Source organism: Labrenzia sp. ATLA3 (assembly GCF_057180185.1).
The window spans coordinates 909733-925091 of sequence record NZ_JBXUKV010000001.1 but is presented as its reverse complement, the minus strand read 5'-3'; the positions used below and the strand labels follow the sequence as shown (position 1 = coordinate 925091).

The 15359-nt window shown below is 60.4% G+C and carries 14 protein-coding genes; 13 read left to right on the top strand and 1 reads right to left on the bottom strand.

The features are described from left to right. Positions 1–60: 60 nt before the first annotated feature. The gene (locus tag AC2A6O_RS04185; RefSeq protein ID WP_498925847.1) at positions 61–723 is read right to left on the bottom strand and encodes a DUF1194 domain-containing protein; all 663 of its coding nucleotides are present in this window, start codon (positions 721–723) and stop codon (positions 61–63) included. A 367-nt stretch (positions 724–1090) separates the two neighbouring features. Between AC2A6O_RS04185 and AC2A6O_RS04180 the strand changes: the two genes are divergently transcribed. The 13 genes from AC2A6O_RS04180 (at position 1091) to AC2A6O_RS04120 (ending at position 15338) form a co-directional block, all read left to right on the top strand. Further along, entirely contained in the window at positions 1091–2629 is a 1539-nt protein-coding gene (locus AC2A6O_RS04180; protein ID WP_498925846.1) for a glycosyl hydrolase, read from the top strand. Then, positions 2626–3375: an HAD-IIB family hydrolase gene (locus AC2A6O_RS04175; RefSeq protein WP_498925845.1), complete on the top strand. Its 750-nt coding sequence runs from the start codon at positions 2626–2628 to the stop codon at positions 3373–3375. Before AC2A6O_RS04180 ends, AC2A6O_RS04175 begins: the two co-directional genes overlap by 4 nt. A gap of 113 nt (positions 3376–3488) precedes the next feature. Then, positions 3489–4784 (top strand): glycosyltransferase, encoded by a 1296-nt coding sequence (locus tag AC2A6O_RS04170; RefSeq protein ID WP_148584558.1) that lies wholly within the window; start codon positions 3489–3491, stop codon positions 4782–4784. Positions 4785–4913: 129 nt separating this feature from the next. Further along, positions 4914–5168: a PepSY domain-containing protein gene (locus AC2A6O_RS04165; RefSeq protein WP_209001113.1), complete on the top strand. Its 255-nt coding sequence runs from the start codon at positions 4914–4916 to the stop codon at positions 5166–5168. A 79-nt stretch (positions 5169–5247) separates the two neighbouring features. Beyond that, positions 5248–5916, top strand: a complete 669-nt coding sequence (locus AC2A6O_RS04160) for a response regulator (protein ID WP_498925844.1) — start codon at positions 5248–5250, stop codon at positions 5914–5916. Between the two features lie 64 nt (positions 5917–5980). After that, a complete protein-coding gene (locus AC2A6O_RS04155) occupies positions 5981–7321 on the top strand; it encodes an ATP-binding protein (protein ID WP_498925920.1) in 1341 nt (446 codons plus the stop codon). Positions 7322–7569: 248 nt separating this feature from the next. Next, positions 7570–8007, top strand: coding sequence for an RT0821/Lpp0805 family surface protein (locus AC2A6O_RS04150; RefSeq protein ID WP_148584556.1), 438 nt, complete (start codon positions 7570–7572; stop codon positions 8005–8007). 239 nt (positions 8008–8246) lie between these two features. Continuing rightward, on the top strand, positions 8247–9641 hold the full coding sequence (locus AC2A6O_RS04145; protein ID WP_209001112.1) for a hypothetical protein: 1395 nt from the start codon (positions 8247–8249) through the stop codon (positions 9639–9641). A gap of 156 nt (positions 9642–9797) precedes the next feature. Then, the gene (gene ccmI, locus AC2A6O_RS04140; RefSeq protein WP_498925843.1) at positions 9798–10931 is read left to right on the top strand and encodes a c-type cytochrome biogenesis protein CcmI; all 1134 of its coding nucleotides are present in this window, start codon (positions 9798–9800) and stop codon (positions 10929–10931) included. Positions 10932–10993: 62 nt separating this feature from the next. After that, positions 10994–11443: a cytochrome c maturation protein CcmE gene (gene ccmE / locus AC2A6O_RS04135; RefSeq protein ID WP_498925842.1), complete on the top strand. Its 450-nt coding sequence runs from the start codon at positions 10994–10996 to the stop codon at positions 11441–11443. A 34-nt stretch (positions 11444–11477) separates the two neighbouring features. Next, a complete protein-coding gene (locus tag AC2A6O_RS04130; protein ID WP_498925841.1) occupies positions 11478–13463 on the top strand; it encodes a heme lyase CcmF/NrfE family subunit in 1986 nt (661 codons plus the stop codon). 4 nt (positions 13464–13467) lie between these two features. Further along, entirely contained in the window at positions 13468–13953 is a 486-nt protein-coding gene (locus tag AC2A6O_RS04125; protein WP_498925840.1) for a cytochrome c-type biogenesis protein, read from the top strand. A gap of 134 nt (positions 13954–14087) precedes the next feature. Continuing rightward, entirely contained in the window at positions 14088–15338 is a 1251-nt protein-coding gene (locus AC2A6O_RS04120) for a bifunctional alpha/beta hydrolase/OsmC family protein (RefSeq protein WP_498925839.1), read from the top strand. Positions 15339–15359: the final 21 nt, after the last annotated feature.

Here is a 15359-nt window from a genome sequence, read left to right as displayed (position 1 = left end):
ACCGGAAATCGGTGAAGCTCTTTGAGGGCTGACGCGAGCGCCGCGCGGGCAGCGCAGCGGTCAACGCAGGGAAGCGTAGCCGCTGCCGAAGATTTCCCGCAGCAGCTTGCGCTTCATCGCCTGCGCGTAGTCGTCGTAACTGGCGGCCACCTCGACAAAAGCGCCGGGCCCCTTGATGACCTGGGTTCGGTAGTAGCGCACCGGTGTTTCGTCTGCGCCCGAAATCACAAGGCCGTTGACGGTGATTTCCTTGAAGTCGAAGGCTCTGTAGGCACTGCCGGGGCCGAAACCCTCATTGTTGATGCCATCACCGGCAACATCGACGACCTTTCGCCCGCAAGAGACAGGTGCTTTCCGCATCAAGGTGGAGGCATGGCCGAGCGCGTAACCGAGCGCTGTCGGAAACTCCGTGTAGCCTCTCGGCGCATGGCGCAGGATCTCTGCCGCATTCTCGGCGCTTTGCGCATCGGATAGATAGCTCCACCCGAGCTGGAGCTGTTGCTGGTACCGGCCGCTCCATTCGAAACTGGCGACCCAGATACCGCCGACAGCCTCTATTGCCTGCACCACATCGGGATCGCTCAAGGCATCCGCCAGGCCGTTAAGCTGCAACGCGTGTTCGCGGGCGTCGACACTGGCCGATCCGTCCATGGCCAGGACAAGCGACAGGGAGCAGGCCGCCGCCGGGGCAGGGGCCAGTATCAAAGGTGCGAGGCAAACCACACTGCAAGTCCGCCGCAAGACATTGCGCAACGCGCTCATTCCGAGGCGGCGATGATCAATCTGCAAGTGCGAACAGCGGCCAGTCATGAGGGCATTTTACTGGATCCTGGCTCGAATGGAACGCAAATAAATTGGCCGTGCATCCGCGCGGCGTTCAGTTTCCCGGCAGTGCGGCGGTCACGCCAGATCAGCCGAAAGGCCGCTATCCTGCTGGTTCTGCCAGAACAATTCAAAGTGTCTTGCGGAAGACGGCCGCGACACGCCAAGCCCGCATGACCAGGCGTCTTGTCGTGATGTTCTATGTTGCAGTGCAAGTTTTTTGGCTTAGTCTCTTGAATTTGCTGAAATATCTGGGCAGGGTTAGGGCATGTATGCATCCCATGGGTTTTTGCGGTCGGACATTGGCGACGTCGATGTCGTTTATCACGACGGCGTCTATCATCTGTTCCATCTGGTGCTGCCCAATCACGACTTCATCGCACACGCTGTCAGCACGGACGGCATGACATGGCGGCGCGTCAAGAACGCGCTTTTCGTCGGTGAGCCGGGGGAATGGGACGATGACATGCTTTGGACAATGCATGTGACGCCCGATCCGGACCGAAAGGGCGAATGGCGCATGTTCTATACGGGCCTTGCCCGTGCGGAATATGGCCGGGTGCAGCGGGTCGGGCTGGCGCGGTCCAAGGATCTGTTCAACTGGCAGCGCTGCAACCACGGCAACTACCCGCTGGAGGTTCCTGGCCCGCTATATGAAAGCTCCGTTGACGAAGGTCGGCAGTGGGTCAGCTTTCGCGATCCCTTTTTCTATATGGACGAAGAAACGGGTGAGCGCCTGTTGCTGGCCTCTGCCAGAGTGAAAGAGGGACCCGTCATCCGGCGCGGCTGCGTCGGACTTGCGCGGGAGACGAAGGCAGACAAATTCTCCTTCGAGGCGCCGCTCTATAGGCCCGGACTATATGACGACGTCGAGGTGCCGAACCTATTCCAGCTCGACGGCCGCTATTATCTGATGGGCTCGATCCGCGAAGATACCAAGATCCATTACTGGTATGCCGAGACGATCGATGGTCCCTATCAGAACTTTTTCGACAACGTGATCCTGCCGACAGGCAATTATGCGGGCCGGATCTGCCGCACGCCTGACCGTTTGTTGCTGTTCAATTTCTTTTCCAAGACGGAATACGTCTACGGGCGCGAGCTCGTGAAGAAGTTGCTGCCGCCACCCAAGGAACTGGTGACCGACAGTGCCGGCCGGCTGAAGCTGAAATCGAATTCCGACTTCAACAATCTGGTGACGCAGTGTCAGGTCGTGACGGCGTCCTATCAGTGCAAGGTCCTCTATTCCAATCCGCACGCGTCGGCCGTTGATCGGCCGGACGGGCTGCATCTGTCCTGCGCAAGCGGCTATGAGGCGTTCATTCTGCCCGGCAAGCACGAAGACTTCCGCCTGAAGGCGCAGCTGATGCTGGAGGGCCTGGGCAAGACCGGGCTTGTGCTGCGGATGAACGACGAGGGCGACGGCTATTATCTTTCGCTGGATCTCGTCAACGGCATCGCCCAGATGCGGGCGTGGGGCGCAAATCCGACCCCGGAATTCGAACACGCTTTCCGCTATGAACCGCTCCAGGAAGCGCATTTCCGCGGCAGCGATCATGGTCCCTGGCAGATCGAGGTCGTGGCGCACGGCCTCTACTTCGAGTTTTCCATCGACGGTCATGTGGTGCTGTCCCTTGTCGACGACAGTTTCATAGAAGGCGGCATCGGTTTTTACACGGAAAGCGCGGCGGTCTGTCTGAAGGACCTTGTTGTCGAAACACTGAGCCGCCCGGTGTCGGAGCACACGATCGAACCCGTTTATTCCGTCACGCATAGAGCGCCCGACCAGGAAGGGGAGATCCGGTGACCGCTGAGACGGGCACGACCGACACCTGGCTTCTGGTGAGTGACATTGACGACACGCTGACCGGCAACCAGGCGGATCTGGAACGGCTTTGGCATCAGCTGAAACAGGCCGGGCCACATCTGAAGCTGGCTCTCAACTCCAGCCGCCCGGCCGCCAGCGTCGACCGGACCCTTTCCGAATATTTTCCAGAGGGCTTCGAACCGGATGCAATCATCACCGGTTTGGGAACCGAAATTCGTCTTGGCCGTTTGTTTCTGGAAAGTTGGCAAAACCGTTTTGCCGACTGGCCTGACGGAGAGGTTCGCGCAATCGTGCGGAAATTGGGGTATGCTGCACACGACGACGCGTTCCAGACGGACGGCAAGGCGAGCTTTGCCGTCGCGGGAAAGGACGGCGTGGACGCAATTCTTGCCGAACTTCGGAAAGAGGGTATCCCCTTCAGGCATATTTATTCAGGAACCAGTGACCTGGATATTCTCGCCCCCGGCGCGGGCAAGGACGCTGCCATGCGACATCTCGCAAGCTATCTCGGCATTCCGATGGAACGTACGATTGCCGCTGGCGATTCCGGCAATGATCTTGCGCTGTTCGAAGCAGCAGGCAAGGCCATCGCAGTCGGTAATGCCCGGGAGGAGCTGCTTGCGGCCCTGCCGCGTGACAAGACCTATATCGCATCCGGCCACCACGCTGCCGGTGTGCTGGAAGGGTTGACGGAGATGGGTCTGCTGCCACAGCGGTCAGTCTGACCCGGTCTTCAAAAGGCCGTTGCCTGATGTGACGCGGGCGGGCCGATGAGCAAAAAGAGCAAAAGAACGCTTGGGACGCTGGAGAGCAAAGCACACGAACAAGGTAACAACACATGAACAAGCACAATATCGGTTCCCTTCTGATGATCTCGCTGCACGGTTACGTCGCCGGATCACCGGAACTGGGCAAACCGGATACCGGCGGCCAGGTGGTCTTCGTACTGGAATTGGCAAAGCGTTTCGCGCGGCTCGGCTACCGGGTCGACGTGATGACGCGCCAGTTCGAAGACCAGCCGGCCGAGGATATCATCAACGATAACCTGCGTGTCGTGCGCGTTCCTTTCGGAGGATCCGATTTCATCCGCAAGGAAGACATGCACGACTGGTACGGTGACTTCGTCACCAATGCGCTGGCGATGATCCGCCATCGCAAACTGAATTACGACGTGATCAACTCCCATTACTGGGACGCAGGCGTGTCGGGCCAGAAGATTGCCGAGGAACTGCAGATCCCGCACATTCACACGCCGCATTCACTCGGCTGGTGGAAACAGCACGACATGGTCGGCGCTGGCGAGGAAGAGATGACCGGTTACCGGTTCAAGGAGCGGATCCAGAAGGAATTCGTTCTGTACCGCAACTGCGATCACATCATTGCCACCACCGAACAGCAGACCGATCTGATCGTGGAGCAATACCAGCTGCCGCGTGAGCACATCACCATGATCCCACCGGGCATCGATGAAGGCCGCTTCACGCCAGCGACGCCGGATGTGGTCGCGGAGGCGCGCCGGAAACACGATTTCAAGGAAACGGACATCTACGTTGTCGGCCGCGCCGCCGAGAACAAGGGCTATGACCTGATCATCGAAGCCTTGCCGAGCCTTCTGAAGCTGCAGCCCGACGCGCGGCTGGTGTTGGCTGCCGGTGCGAATTCCGACAGCGACAAGGCACTGCTCGCACAATGGAAGGAGATTGCCGCTTCCCTTGGGGTTGCCGATGCAATCAGCTGGCGCGGCTATGTCGAGGATGAAGATCTGGCCGATTTCTACCGTGGTCCAGGCATTTTTGCTCTGCCGTCCCGTTACGAGCCCTTTGGCATGACTGCCGTGGAGGCGATGGCTTGCGGCACACCAACGGTCGTAACCATTCATGGCGGTTTATTCGAGCAGATCGAATTCGGCCGACATGCCCTGGTTGCCGATCCCAAACGACCGGAAGAATTCGCGGCAATGCTGAACATGCCGATGCAATATAGCTGGATGCGGGAAACCCTGTGTGTCGAAGGCGCCCGCTTCGCCCGCCGTGTGTTCGGCTGGACCGGTATCGCCCGGCGGACACTGCAGGTGTTCGAACAGTTCAAGGGCCGGTACGACGACCTGCAGTCCGACGATATTGCGGTGGGCTGACAAGTTGCCGGAAAGATGTCTGCATGAACAAGGAATGCTGAAGATCTCCAAACGACCGGTTCAGCTTGCGTTCAGGTTAAATTGATTACACCTTGCGCATGAATTCCTGAGCAGACCGGAATCGGAACCGTGAAACAGATATTTGCCTTTTTGATAGTGACCTTCGCCGTCATCGCGCCGGTGCAGGCGGCCTGTCTGTCCCAGTCGCAGGCCCGCGATGCCGTGGCCAGCGGCAAGGCCGCCCCGCTTGGGGCGGTTGCAGGGCAGGCGGGTGGTGAGATCGTCAAGGCGCAGCTCTGCCAGCAGGGCGGAGGATACGTTTACCGGTTATCGGTCCTGAAGGGCGGCAAAGTGACAACAGTCACAGTCAATGCCAGCAGGTGATTGGTAGAAGCGACATCATTCTGCCGACTTTGGGCCGGCTGATCTGGTTACGGCTCCATCATTCGTAAAGTTGAATTTCATGCGCATTCTTGTTGTCGAAGACGATACCGATTTGAACCGCCAGCTTGTGACTGCCCTGGAAGAGGCCGGTTACGTGGTCGACAGTGCGACGGATGGCGAGGACGGTCATTTTCTCGGCGATACGGAGCCGTATGATGCCGTTGTCCTTGACCTCGGTCTGCCGTCCCTCGATGGCCTGTCCGTTCTGGAAAACTGGCGCCGCGACGGGCGGGCCATGCCGGTTCTTATTCTGACCGCGCGCGACCGTTGGTCGGACAAGGTGGCCGGCATCGACGCCGGCGCGGATGACTATGTCGCAAAGCCTTTCCACATGGAAGAAGTGCTTGCCCGCGTTCGTGCGCTTGTGCGCCGGGCCGCCGGGCATGCCTCCAACGAACTGACCTGCGGCGCGGTCCGGCTGGATCTGAGGTCCGGCCGTGTCACGGTGGACGGCAGTGCGGTCAAGCTGACCTCGCATGAATTCCGGCTGCTGTCGTATCTGTTGCACCACCAGGGCAAGGTCATTTCCCGGACCGAGCTGACGGAACATCTCTACGATCAGGATTTCGACCGCGATTCCAATACGGTGGAAGTCTTCGTCGGCCGGTTGCGCAAGAAAATCGGCTCGGACATGATCGAAACCATCCGTGGGCTCGGATACCGCCTGGGAGCGGCGAGTGACTCCTGAGACCGCGGCCAGCGGGAACGGCCAGCCATTGAACAAGCCACAACGATCGCTTGCTGCCCGCCTCGTGATTGTGGCTGCTATCTGGTCCACCATCGCACTTGCCATTGCCGGTGTGTTTCTGGTGAGCCTGTACGAAAGAGCGAGCGAGCGCGCATTCGATGCGCAGCTCGAGGTTCACATCAAGGCGTTGATTGCCGAAATGCTGGCAACCAATGCCGACCAGGACACCACGACCCTGGCCGCGCCGGCCTATCATGGCGATCCGCGGTTCTCCCTGCCATTGTCCGGGTGGTACTGGACCGTCCGCCGTGCGGACAGCCCGTCAATCCTCTATGCATCGGAGTCGCTCGTCGGCGATCCCCTGAATACGCCGCCTATCGGCCAGGACGAAGCCAACGCAGGCTTCATCATTGGTCCCACAGGTGATGAAATCCGTGTCTTGCAGCGAAGGATTTCGGTTGGCGACACGAGCTACGTGATTGCCGTCGCCGCTGCAACTGCCGGGTTCTGGGCGGATATCTACGAATTCGCCCGGCTTGTCGCCATCACCCTGTGCATTGTCTGGCTCGGGCTCATTCTTGCGATCTTCCTTCAGGTGAAGTTTGGCTTGCGGCCACTTGCACGCTTGCGCGCGTCGCTTTCGGCCGTGCGGCAGGGCGAGGCCGACCGCATTGATGAGGCCTTGCCGCGTGAGATCGCACCGCTGGCTGTGGAACTCAACGCGCTCATCGTGTCGAACAAGGAAATCGTCGAGCGGGCCCGCACGCACGTGGGTAACCTTGCCCACGGGCTGAAGACGCCGCTGTCGGTCATTTCCAACGAGGCGAGGGCGGCCGGAGGCCCCTTGGCACAAAAGGTGTCGGAACAGGCATCGGTCATGTCCACGCAGATCCAGCATCACCTGGAGCGGGCACGCATGGCGGCCCAGCGGCGGGTCATCGGGGTTTCCTGCGAGACCGAGCCGGTTCTTGCCCGTCTGATCCGGGCCATGGGCAAGATCTATCAGGAAAAGGGAGTCGAGGTCGGTTTCACGCAGACAGAGGCACTCCGTTTTCGCGGTGAAAGCCAGGACCTGGAAGAGATGAGCGGTAACCTGATCGACAATGCCTGCAAATGGGCTGGTTCCAGGGTGCAGGTGCAGGTGGCACCGTTGAACGACCCTGCCACCAACCGGGACATGTTCACGATAACTGTCGAGGATGATGGTCCCGGATTGACGCCGGAACAGCGGGCCGAAGCTGTCAAACGCGGACGGCGACTGGATGAGACGGTGCCCGGAACGGGTCTGGGGCTGTCGATCGTGGCCGACCTTGCCGCCCTTTACGGCGGCTCCTTCACCCTTGACAGTTCCTCGCTCGGAGGGTTGAAGGCACGCCTTGTTCTGCCTGCACTCAGCAAGGAATAGGGGATTTGTCGAAGGATCGGTGGCGCTGCCCTTGCGGGACTGTGATAGGATGTGATGCAAATCTCGGCAATAAAGACATGTTTGTGGCCAAGTTCGGCCACAAATTGAAAATATCACTGATTCATCCGCCGGTTCCAGCCGGTTTCACGCCTTCTAGCGCATTCGGTTTGCGCTAGCCTATGAAAATGGTCAGCACTCGGATTTCAGCTGCTCCCGGTTGAAATCCTCGGAACTTGGAGCTTTCAAGTATGCGTCTGCGCGGTGCCTCGTGTCTTGGTCTTGCCTTGGTTCTGGCGGGTTGCTCCATGACATCCGGATCGAAAGACAGCAACGCTTGGGGAACCTTTTTCGGTGACCCGAACGCGAATGTGGCAGGCTCTGAGGCGAATACGGCCATATCCGTGCTCGTGAACAACGAGTTCGGCGACGCGCTTGAGCCGTCGGACCGCAGGGCGGCGGAAGATGCCCAGAACCGGGCACTGCGCGCTCGCGGGCTCGGTGTTTCGGTTGCCTGGCAGAATGATCGCACCGGTCGCAGCGGACAGGTCCGCCCCGGACCGGTCTATTTCGTCAATGAAACGAGCTGCCGGGAATTCACCCACGAAATGGTCCTTCAGGGCCGGACATTGCAGGCGCGCGGTACGGCTTGTGAAACCGATCAAGGCAACTGGCAGGTGATCGGCTGATCCTGCCGGCTCATGAAACAGGTTTGAATGAGGCTGCGCCGTGCTGGCGCGAAAGCCCGGGGTCTTGAAATTTCCTGCAGTTTTTCTAAACACTTGCTTAAGTCTCTGTCGTTAAACTCGCCGTGAAACAGATTGCGATGTTGACGCTGTGAATGGCTTATTCAGACCAGCTTGAAAGCAAAATCAAAACCTACCTGAGCAGTCTGAGCCCTAAGGCGGTTGAGGCTTTGGTCCGGAATTTGGAACGTGCCAAGGGTCAGAAACAACCCGATCCGCACATCCAGCTTGTTCTTGCCGCAGCCGTTGCCCTGATCCGTAAACCGCAGTCGACGGCGCCGGGAATGCCCGGCGGTGCGCAGCGGCGCGGCCAGATACAGCGCATGTTCTTCATGCCGCTCGACGATTTTCTGATCAACGAGATGCTGCCGGCCCGGCAAGAGGGCCGCATTCAGCGCGGCATTTTGGACCGTGTCTGGAACTGGCTCAGCCGCGACGTGATGGCTGCCGATATCCGCCTCGTTCTGGAACAGGCCGGCAATGCCTCTGTCAGCGGCGAGCGGGTGGACGCTCTCGTTCAGGCGCTGCGTTCACGTGCCGTGGATGCCATCGGAGACATGCTCCATCGTGCGGAGATATCGGACAAAGACAAGCGCCGCATGGCCGTCGAGCTGGGCGGTGATCGCGGCATTGCGGAACTTCGCGACATCCAGAAGATTTTCGCGGCGGAACGCTGGCTCGTTCCCTTCCTCCAGAACATACCGGATCGCATCAACGAACACAGGCTGAAGCAGGACACCGATGTTCTGCGTCTGGTCGACAAGTGCTCCGCGCGGTTTCCCGACCACGTCTCCGTGATCGCTGCCGCCCTTGTGGACCGCTCCGATATGCCGTCGGCCCTGTGCGCTTTTGCTGGGCGCCTTGCGGGCGACACCGATCCCAAGGCAATTTCCCAGTCACAGTTCGCGCCTTTCGTGGATGTTGTCATGAGCGAGGCCGAACGTCTGCAGATCCTGGCGCTGGAACATCGCAACAACAATCCGGATCCGGTTGCCTTTTCGCAGGCTCTGTCGGAGTACCACACGCTGGTGCGCGGTGTTGAGCGCGACATGGATCTGACGGTCACCGGCAGGTGGCACAAGCGTCTTGCGGAAACCAAACGCAGCATTTCCAGTGTCGTCACCCGCGAATTGAACAGCGCTCATGGCAATGTGCGCCGGGCTCTGCAGGTGCCTAAAATCGACAAGGACGGCAAGCTGCAGATCGATCAGGCAGCGATTGATGATGCCGTGCGCACGCTGCGTGTCGTTGAAATGGTGCGCAACGCGTCCGAGACCTTTGCGGTCAACGAGATTGGCAAGCGCACCCGCCAGGCGGTCGAGCAGACGCTTGAAATCCTGACCCGGTCGTTGATCACCGATCTTGGCAAGGCCAAGGGGCCGGCACTGGAGGCACAGGCGGCCGCGGCCGACGTCGCCATCATGCTGTCGGAGATCTATTTTGGCGACGATTATGCCTCTCAGCTGCGCCGCAGCCGGCAGTCTGCCTACGCAAAGGCCAGCGTGAATGCGGCCAGCGCGAATACCGGTCCCAGTCCGGAGCGCAAATTGGTTGCCAGCGCTCTCGGGCGCCACTGACGGTTTCCTTCAAGCCCGTTCTTCCTCGCGCCGGAATGACATTTTCGGCCAAGTTTGTTGGAACCTGCTTTTACCCACGAAAACGTGGGCACCGCGACCGCCGGTCACAGTTCAGCCACCTTGCTTTTGCCCCCATTGAATTGTCTATAGTGCGCCATGGTGTTCTGGATCCTGATTGCCCTGTTGACCGGGGCTGCGACATTGTCCGTACTCGTTCCCCTGTCGCGCTCTCGGCGAGGCCAGGAGGCCGCGCCCGCGCGTGCGGATGAGGCTGTTTACCGTGAGCAACTGGCCGCGATCGATAAGGAACTCGAACGGGGCCTGATCGATGCCGAAGCAGCCGAGGCCGCGCGAACGGAAATTGCGCGCCGGTTGCTGGCCGCGCATGACAGGGGCGATGCAACGAAACAAGGCGGTCCACGGACTGGCCGCCTGAAGCTGGCCCAAGGTCTGGCCTTGCTGGCTCTGCCGGTCCTGGCTTTCGGACTTTATATCCTTCTTGGCTCTCCCGGTCTTCCTGACCAGCCGTTGCTCAGCCGTCTCAATGCGCCGGCTGAAGAACAATCCGTGGACCTGCTGGTCGCCCGCGTGGAGCGCCATTTGACGGAAAATCCGGAAGACGGACAAGGATGGGCCGTGATTGCTCCGGTCTATATGTCCCTTGGCCAGCCCAAGGCTTCCGCGAAGGCCTATTCCAATGCGATTCGCATTCTCGGGCCGCGGCAGGCCTGGCTGACCGACATGGGCGAAGCCCAGACGATTGCAAATCAGGGGCTTGTGACCGCCGAAGCCCGCGCCGCTTTCGAGCAGGCTGTCGCGCTTGAACCCTCAGCGGTGAAGCCTCGTTTCTTCCTCGCGCTTGCGCTGGGTCAGGAAGGCCGAAAGGAAGAGGCCATTGCCGCCTGGCAGGCTCTTCTTCAGGGGGCTGACGAAAATGCGGCCTGGGTCGGCGCCGCTCGCCAGGAAATGGCGAGGCTCACCGGTGAGGCGCCGGGAAGCGACACCTTGCGTGGCCCTTCGCAGGAAGAAGTCGCCGCGGCCAGTGAAATGGCGGCGGAAGACCGTCAGGCCATGATCTCGAACATGGTTGCCGGCCTTGCCGAACGCCTTTCGACGGAAGGTGGATCGGCAGAGGAGTGGAACCGGCTGATTCGTGCCTATATGGTCCTTGGAAAGAAACAGGATGCGGAACAGGCCCTCACGGCGGCGTTGTCGGCCTATGCTGACAAGCCCGAGGACTTGTCCATGATCAAGGACGCTGCAAGCAAGCTTGGTCTATCTGACGGTTGAGTGGCGAATCTGCTGCGGCCGGTGCAGTTGCGCCGGGAAAATGAAAATCGGACGCTTGGCTGATGACACGCAAACAAAGACGATTGACCCTTATCGGATCGGCAGGCGCGGTGCTGGCTGTCGCGCTGACGCTGATATTGATCGCGCTCAGAAGCGAGATCGTATTTTTCCAGAGCCCGACTGAAATCACCCAGAACGGTGTGGCACCCGGTCAGCGCATCAGGCTCGGTGGTCTGGTCGAGGAAGGGTCAGTGGTGCGCTCCGACAATGCACATGTGCGCTTTCGCGTGACCGATACGGCCAACACGGTTGCCGTCACCTACAAGGGCATCCTGCCGGACCTGTTCCGGGAAGGGCAGGGCGTCGTAACCGAGGGTGTGGTCGGGTCGGATGGCGTCTTCGTTGCGGACAGCGTGCTGGCCAAGCATGACGAGAACTACATTCCCAAGGAAGTGGCCGAAGCGCTGAAGGCGCAGGGGCACTGGCAAGGCGAAGAAGGCAACACGAACTGATTGTTCGCACGGCCGGTGAGGAAGAGGAACGGACATGATCGTCGAATTCGGACATTACGCACTTGTGTTGGCCTTCGCTCTGACACTTGTTCAGTCCGTTCTGCCGATTTGGGGCGCGCTCCAGAAGGATGACCGCCTGATGTCGGTGGCGCCGCCCGTTTCGGTGATGCTCTTCGTTCTGGTGTTGCTCTCCTTCATGGTGCTGACGGGGGCCTATCTCAGTTCCGACTTTTCGGTGCTGAACGTCGTCGAAAACAGCCATTCAGCGAAGCCGCTGCTCTACAAGTTCACCGGCGTATGGGGCAACCATGAAGGCTCCATGCTTCTGTGGGTGCTGATACTGGTTTTCTTCGGCGCGCTGGTTGGTATTTTCGGGGGCAACCTGCCTGCCGATCTGAGGGCGGTAACGCTTTCCGTGCAGGCTTGGGTTTCCGCCGGTTTCATCCTGTTCCTGCTGGCAACGTCCAATCCGTTCACGCGGATTTTGAACCCGCCGCTGGAAGGGGCTGACCTCAACCCGATCCTTCAGGACATCGGTCTCGCCATTCATCCACCTCTGTTGTACGTCGGTTATGTCGGTTTCTCGATCACCTTCTCCTTTGCCGTTGCGGCGCTGATCCTTGGGCGGATCGATGCCGCCTGGGCACGATGGGTGCGGCCGTGGACGCTGCTTGCCTGGTGCTTCCTCACGCTTGGCATCGCCATGGGGTCTTACTGGGCCTACTACGAACTCGGCTGGGGTGGCTGGTGGTTCTGGGATCCGGTCGAAAACGCCAGCTTCATGCCGTGGCTGGCGGGTACCGCGCTGCTGCACTCAGCAATCGTCATGGAAAAGCGCGAGGCTCTCAAGGTCTGGACAGTCCTGCTGGCGATCTTCACCTTCTCGCTGTCGCTTCTCGGGACCTTCCTTGTGCGTTCCGGTGTTCTGACTTCGGTTCATGCCTTTGCCACCGATCCGGCCCGCGGTGTCTTCATTCTCGCGCTTCTGTGCGTCTTCATCGGCGGATCGCTGAGCCTCTTCGCCTGGCGTGCGTCGATGCTGAAGCAGGGCGGCCTGTTTGCGCCCATCAGCCGCGAAGGCGGGCTGGTGTTGAACAACCTGTTCCTCACGGCTGCCTGTGCGGCTGTCTTTGTGGGCACGCTTTATCCGCTGGTGCTGGATGCCGTCACCGGCGAGAAGATCTCGGTCGGCGCGCCCTTCTTCAATCTGACTTTCGGTCCCTTGATGGTGCCGTTGCTTATGGCCATTCCCTTCGGCCCGGTCCTGTCGTGGAAACGGGCGGATCTCGGCGCGGCCTGCCAGCGGCTTTACGCGGCCTTCGGCCTGGCGCTTTTGCTGACGCTCGTCACTTACTGGGCCTGGGGCATGGAAAAGGTGCTGGCGCCGCTTGGCGTGGGACTGGCGGTCTGGGTCATGGCCGGTGCGATGTCCGAAATCGTGACGCGCGTCAAATTCTTCGAAATCGGCTTCAAGCGCGGTTTTTCACGTCTCGTCGGTCTACCGGGATCTGCCTGGGGCACGGCCATCGCCCATTTCGGCATCGGCCTGACCGTTCTTGGCATTGTAACCGCCTCCGCTTTTCAGGATGAGCGGGTTCTCACGATGCGCCCGGGCGACACCGTGGAACTTGCCGGATACCAGATGACATTCGAAGGTGCCGCGCCGCGCCGTGGACCAAACTACACTGAAGAAGTCGGTCACTTCTCCATCCGCCGGGGCGGAGCCGTGGTGGCTGAACTTGACCCGTCGAAGCGCATCTACACCGCCCGGCAAATGCCGACGACGGAAGCCGGCATCTATACGACAGGCTTTTCGCAGGTCTATCTGTCGCTGGGCGAAGGGCGCGGCGATGGTGCCGTCGACGTTCGCGTCTATTACAAGCCGCTGATCACCCTGATCTGGATCGGCTGTGTAATCATGTCGCTCGGTGCGGTCTTCTCCATCGCCGACCGGCGGCTGCGTGTGGGGGCGCCCAAACCGGCCCGCAAGCGTCCGCAGAGCGTGGCGGCGGCGGAGTAAACGGATGATACAGCGCCTTCTCCTTGCCATGCTGCTTGGCTTCAGTCTTCTTGCCGCACCTGCTTTTGCCGTTGCTCCGGACGAAGTACTGGACGATCCGGTTCTGGAACACCGGGCCCGGGCCTTGTCAGCGGAACTGCGCTGCATGGTTTGCCAGAACCAGTCCATTGACGACAGCGACGCGCCTCTGGCCAAGGATCTGCGCATTCTGGTGCGCGAGCGGCTGGTCGCCGGTGACAGCGACGAGCAGGTGGTTGACTATCTCGTCTCCCGCTATGGCGAATTCGTGCTCCTGAAACCCCGCTTTGCCTGGCACACCATCGTGCTTTGGGCAGCCGGTCCCGTTGCCTTGATCGCAGGCCTGATCGCGATTGGCGCAGCCCTGCGCAAGCGCGCACGTAACCGCTCCGCAGCAACCGATCCTTCCGCGCCGAGGCTCACCGCCGAAGAAGAACGGCGCCTGCAGGCCTTGCTGGACAATACTGACTGACGTTTCGGCGCTGTCCTGATTGTCGTTGTGCAGCCCGTTTACGGAACGCGGTCACTCGGTTCACACAAAGGCGTGTCTTGTATCGCTGCAAGGTGTGACTACCTGAGGTCGAGCGACCACATGGAGGCAGGACAATGGGACAGCACCCGCTGAAACTGGAATTCGACGGAGCCCACGAGGCAAGTCTGGCCGCCCGGCTGGACCTGCCGGCAGGCAACATCAGGGCGTTTGCGCTGTTCGCGCACTGCTTCACCTGCTCGAAAGACATTGCCGCCGCCCGCCATATTGCCAGCGCTCTTTCGCAAGAAGGCGTCGCCGTGCTCCGGTTCGATTTCACGGGTCTTGGCGGCAGCGGCGGAGATTTCGCCTCGACCGGCTTTTCCTCCAATGTCGAAGACCTGAAACGGGCAGCGGACTACCTGCGCCGGAACTATCAGGCCCCCCAGTTGCTGATCGGCCATTCGCTCGGGGGAGCCGCGGTTCTGTCCGTAGCCGCCGACATTCCCGAAGTGCGGGCCGTCGTGACCATTGGAGCTCCCTCCGATGCGGATCACGTCATCCATAGCTTCAAGGGTGAGGAAGACACGATCCGCCAGCAGGGGCAGGGCGAAGTCTGTCTCGAAGGGCGCAACTTCACCATCCGCAAGGAGTTTCTGGAAGATCTGGAAGCCCAGTCCGTTCAGGACAAGGTCGCCAGTCTCGGCAAGGCGCTTCTTGTGATGCATGCCCCGCTTGACGAGGTTGTCGGCATCGACAACGCCACCAGTATTTTCGTCGCCGCAAAGCATCCCAAAAGCTTCGTCTCCCTCGATACGGCAGATCACCTTCTGTCGAAAAGCGAGGACGCTGCGTATGCTGCCCGGGTGATTGCCGGCTGGGCTGGACGCTATCTCGATCCCGTTGAGAACACCGCCGACGACGAGGTGAAAGATGGCGTTGAGGTAGTGGAGACCGGGCAGGGCAAGTTTCAGGTCATGGTGACCAGTGGCGAGCACCGGATGATTGCCGACGAACCCAAGGACGTCGGCGGCTTCGACAGCGGCCCTTCGCCCTATGGATATCTGTCCGCCGCGCTTGGCGCCTGCACTGTGATGACATTGCGCATGTACGCCGAGCGCAAGGGGCTCGACATCGACCGGATCGGCACGCGCGTTCTGCACGGCAAGGTGCATGCGGCCGATTGCGAAGAGTGTTCTGAAAGCGTGAAGTCGCGAGACGGCAAGATTGACCGTTTCGAGCGTTTGATCACGCTGGAAGGAAACCTGGACGAAGCAACGCGGGCGCGGATGCTGGAAATCGCCGACAAGTGCCCGGTCCATCGCACCCTGGAAGCAGGCGCTGCGGTGGTGACGCGGGAAGTACCGTCAGGCACATCGCAAGCGTGATCTGACGGGAACTTGCGGGAA

Coding starts and splice junctions, on each gene's coding strand:
- AC2A6O_RS04160 (WP_498925844.1), top strand. CDS start 5,248: ATGCGCATTCTTGTTGTCGAAGACGATACCGATTTGAACCGCCAGCTT.
- AC2A6O_RS04125 (WP_498925840.1), top strand. CDS start 13,468: ATGATACAGCGCCTTCTCCTTGCCATGCTGCTTGGCTTCAGTCTTCTT.
- AC2A6O_RS04180 (WP_498925846.1), top strand. CDS start 1,091: ATGTATGCATCCCATGGGTTTTTGCGGTCGGACATTGGCGACGTCGAT.
- ccmE (WP_498925842.1), top strand. CDS start 10,994: ATGACACGCAAACAAAGACGATTGACCCTTATCGGATCGGCAGGCGCG.
- AC2A6O_RS04130 (WP_498925841.1), top strand. CDS start 11,478: ATGATCGTCGAATTCGGACATTACGCACTTGTGTTGGCCTTCGCTCTG.
- AC2A6O_RS04120 (WP_498925839.1), top strand. CDS start 14,088: ATGGGACAGCACCCGCTGAAACTGGAATTCGACGGAGCCCACGAGGCA.
- AC2A6O_RS04170 (WP_148584558.1), top strand. CDS start 3,489: ATGAACAAGCACAATATCGGTTCCCTTCTGATGATCTCGCTGCACGGT.
- ccmI (WP_498925843.1), top strand. CDS start 9,798: ATGGTGTTCTGGATCCTGATTGCCCTGTTGACCGGGGCTGCGACATTG.
- AC2A6O_RS04150 (WP_148584556.1), top strand. CDS start 7,570: ATGCGTCTGCGCGGTGCCTCGTGTCTTGGTCTTGCCTTGGTTCTGGCG.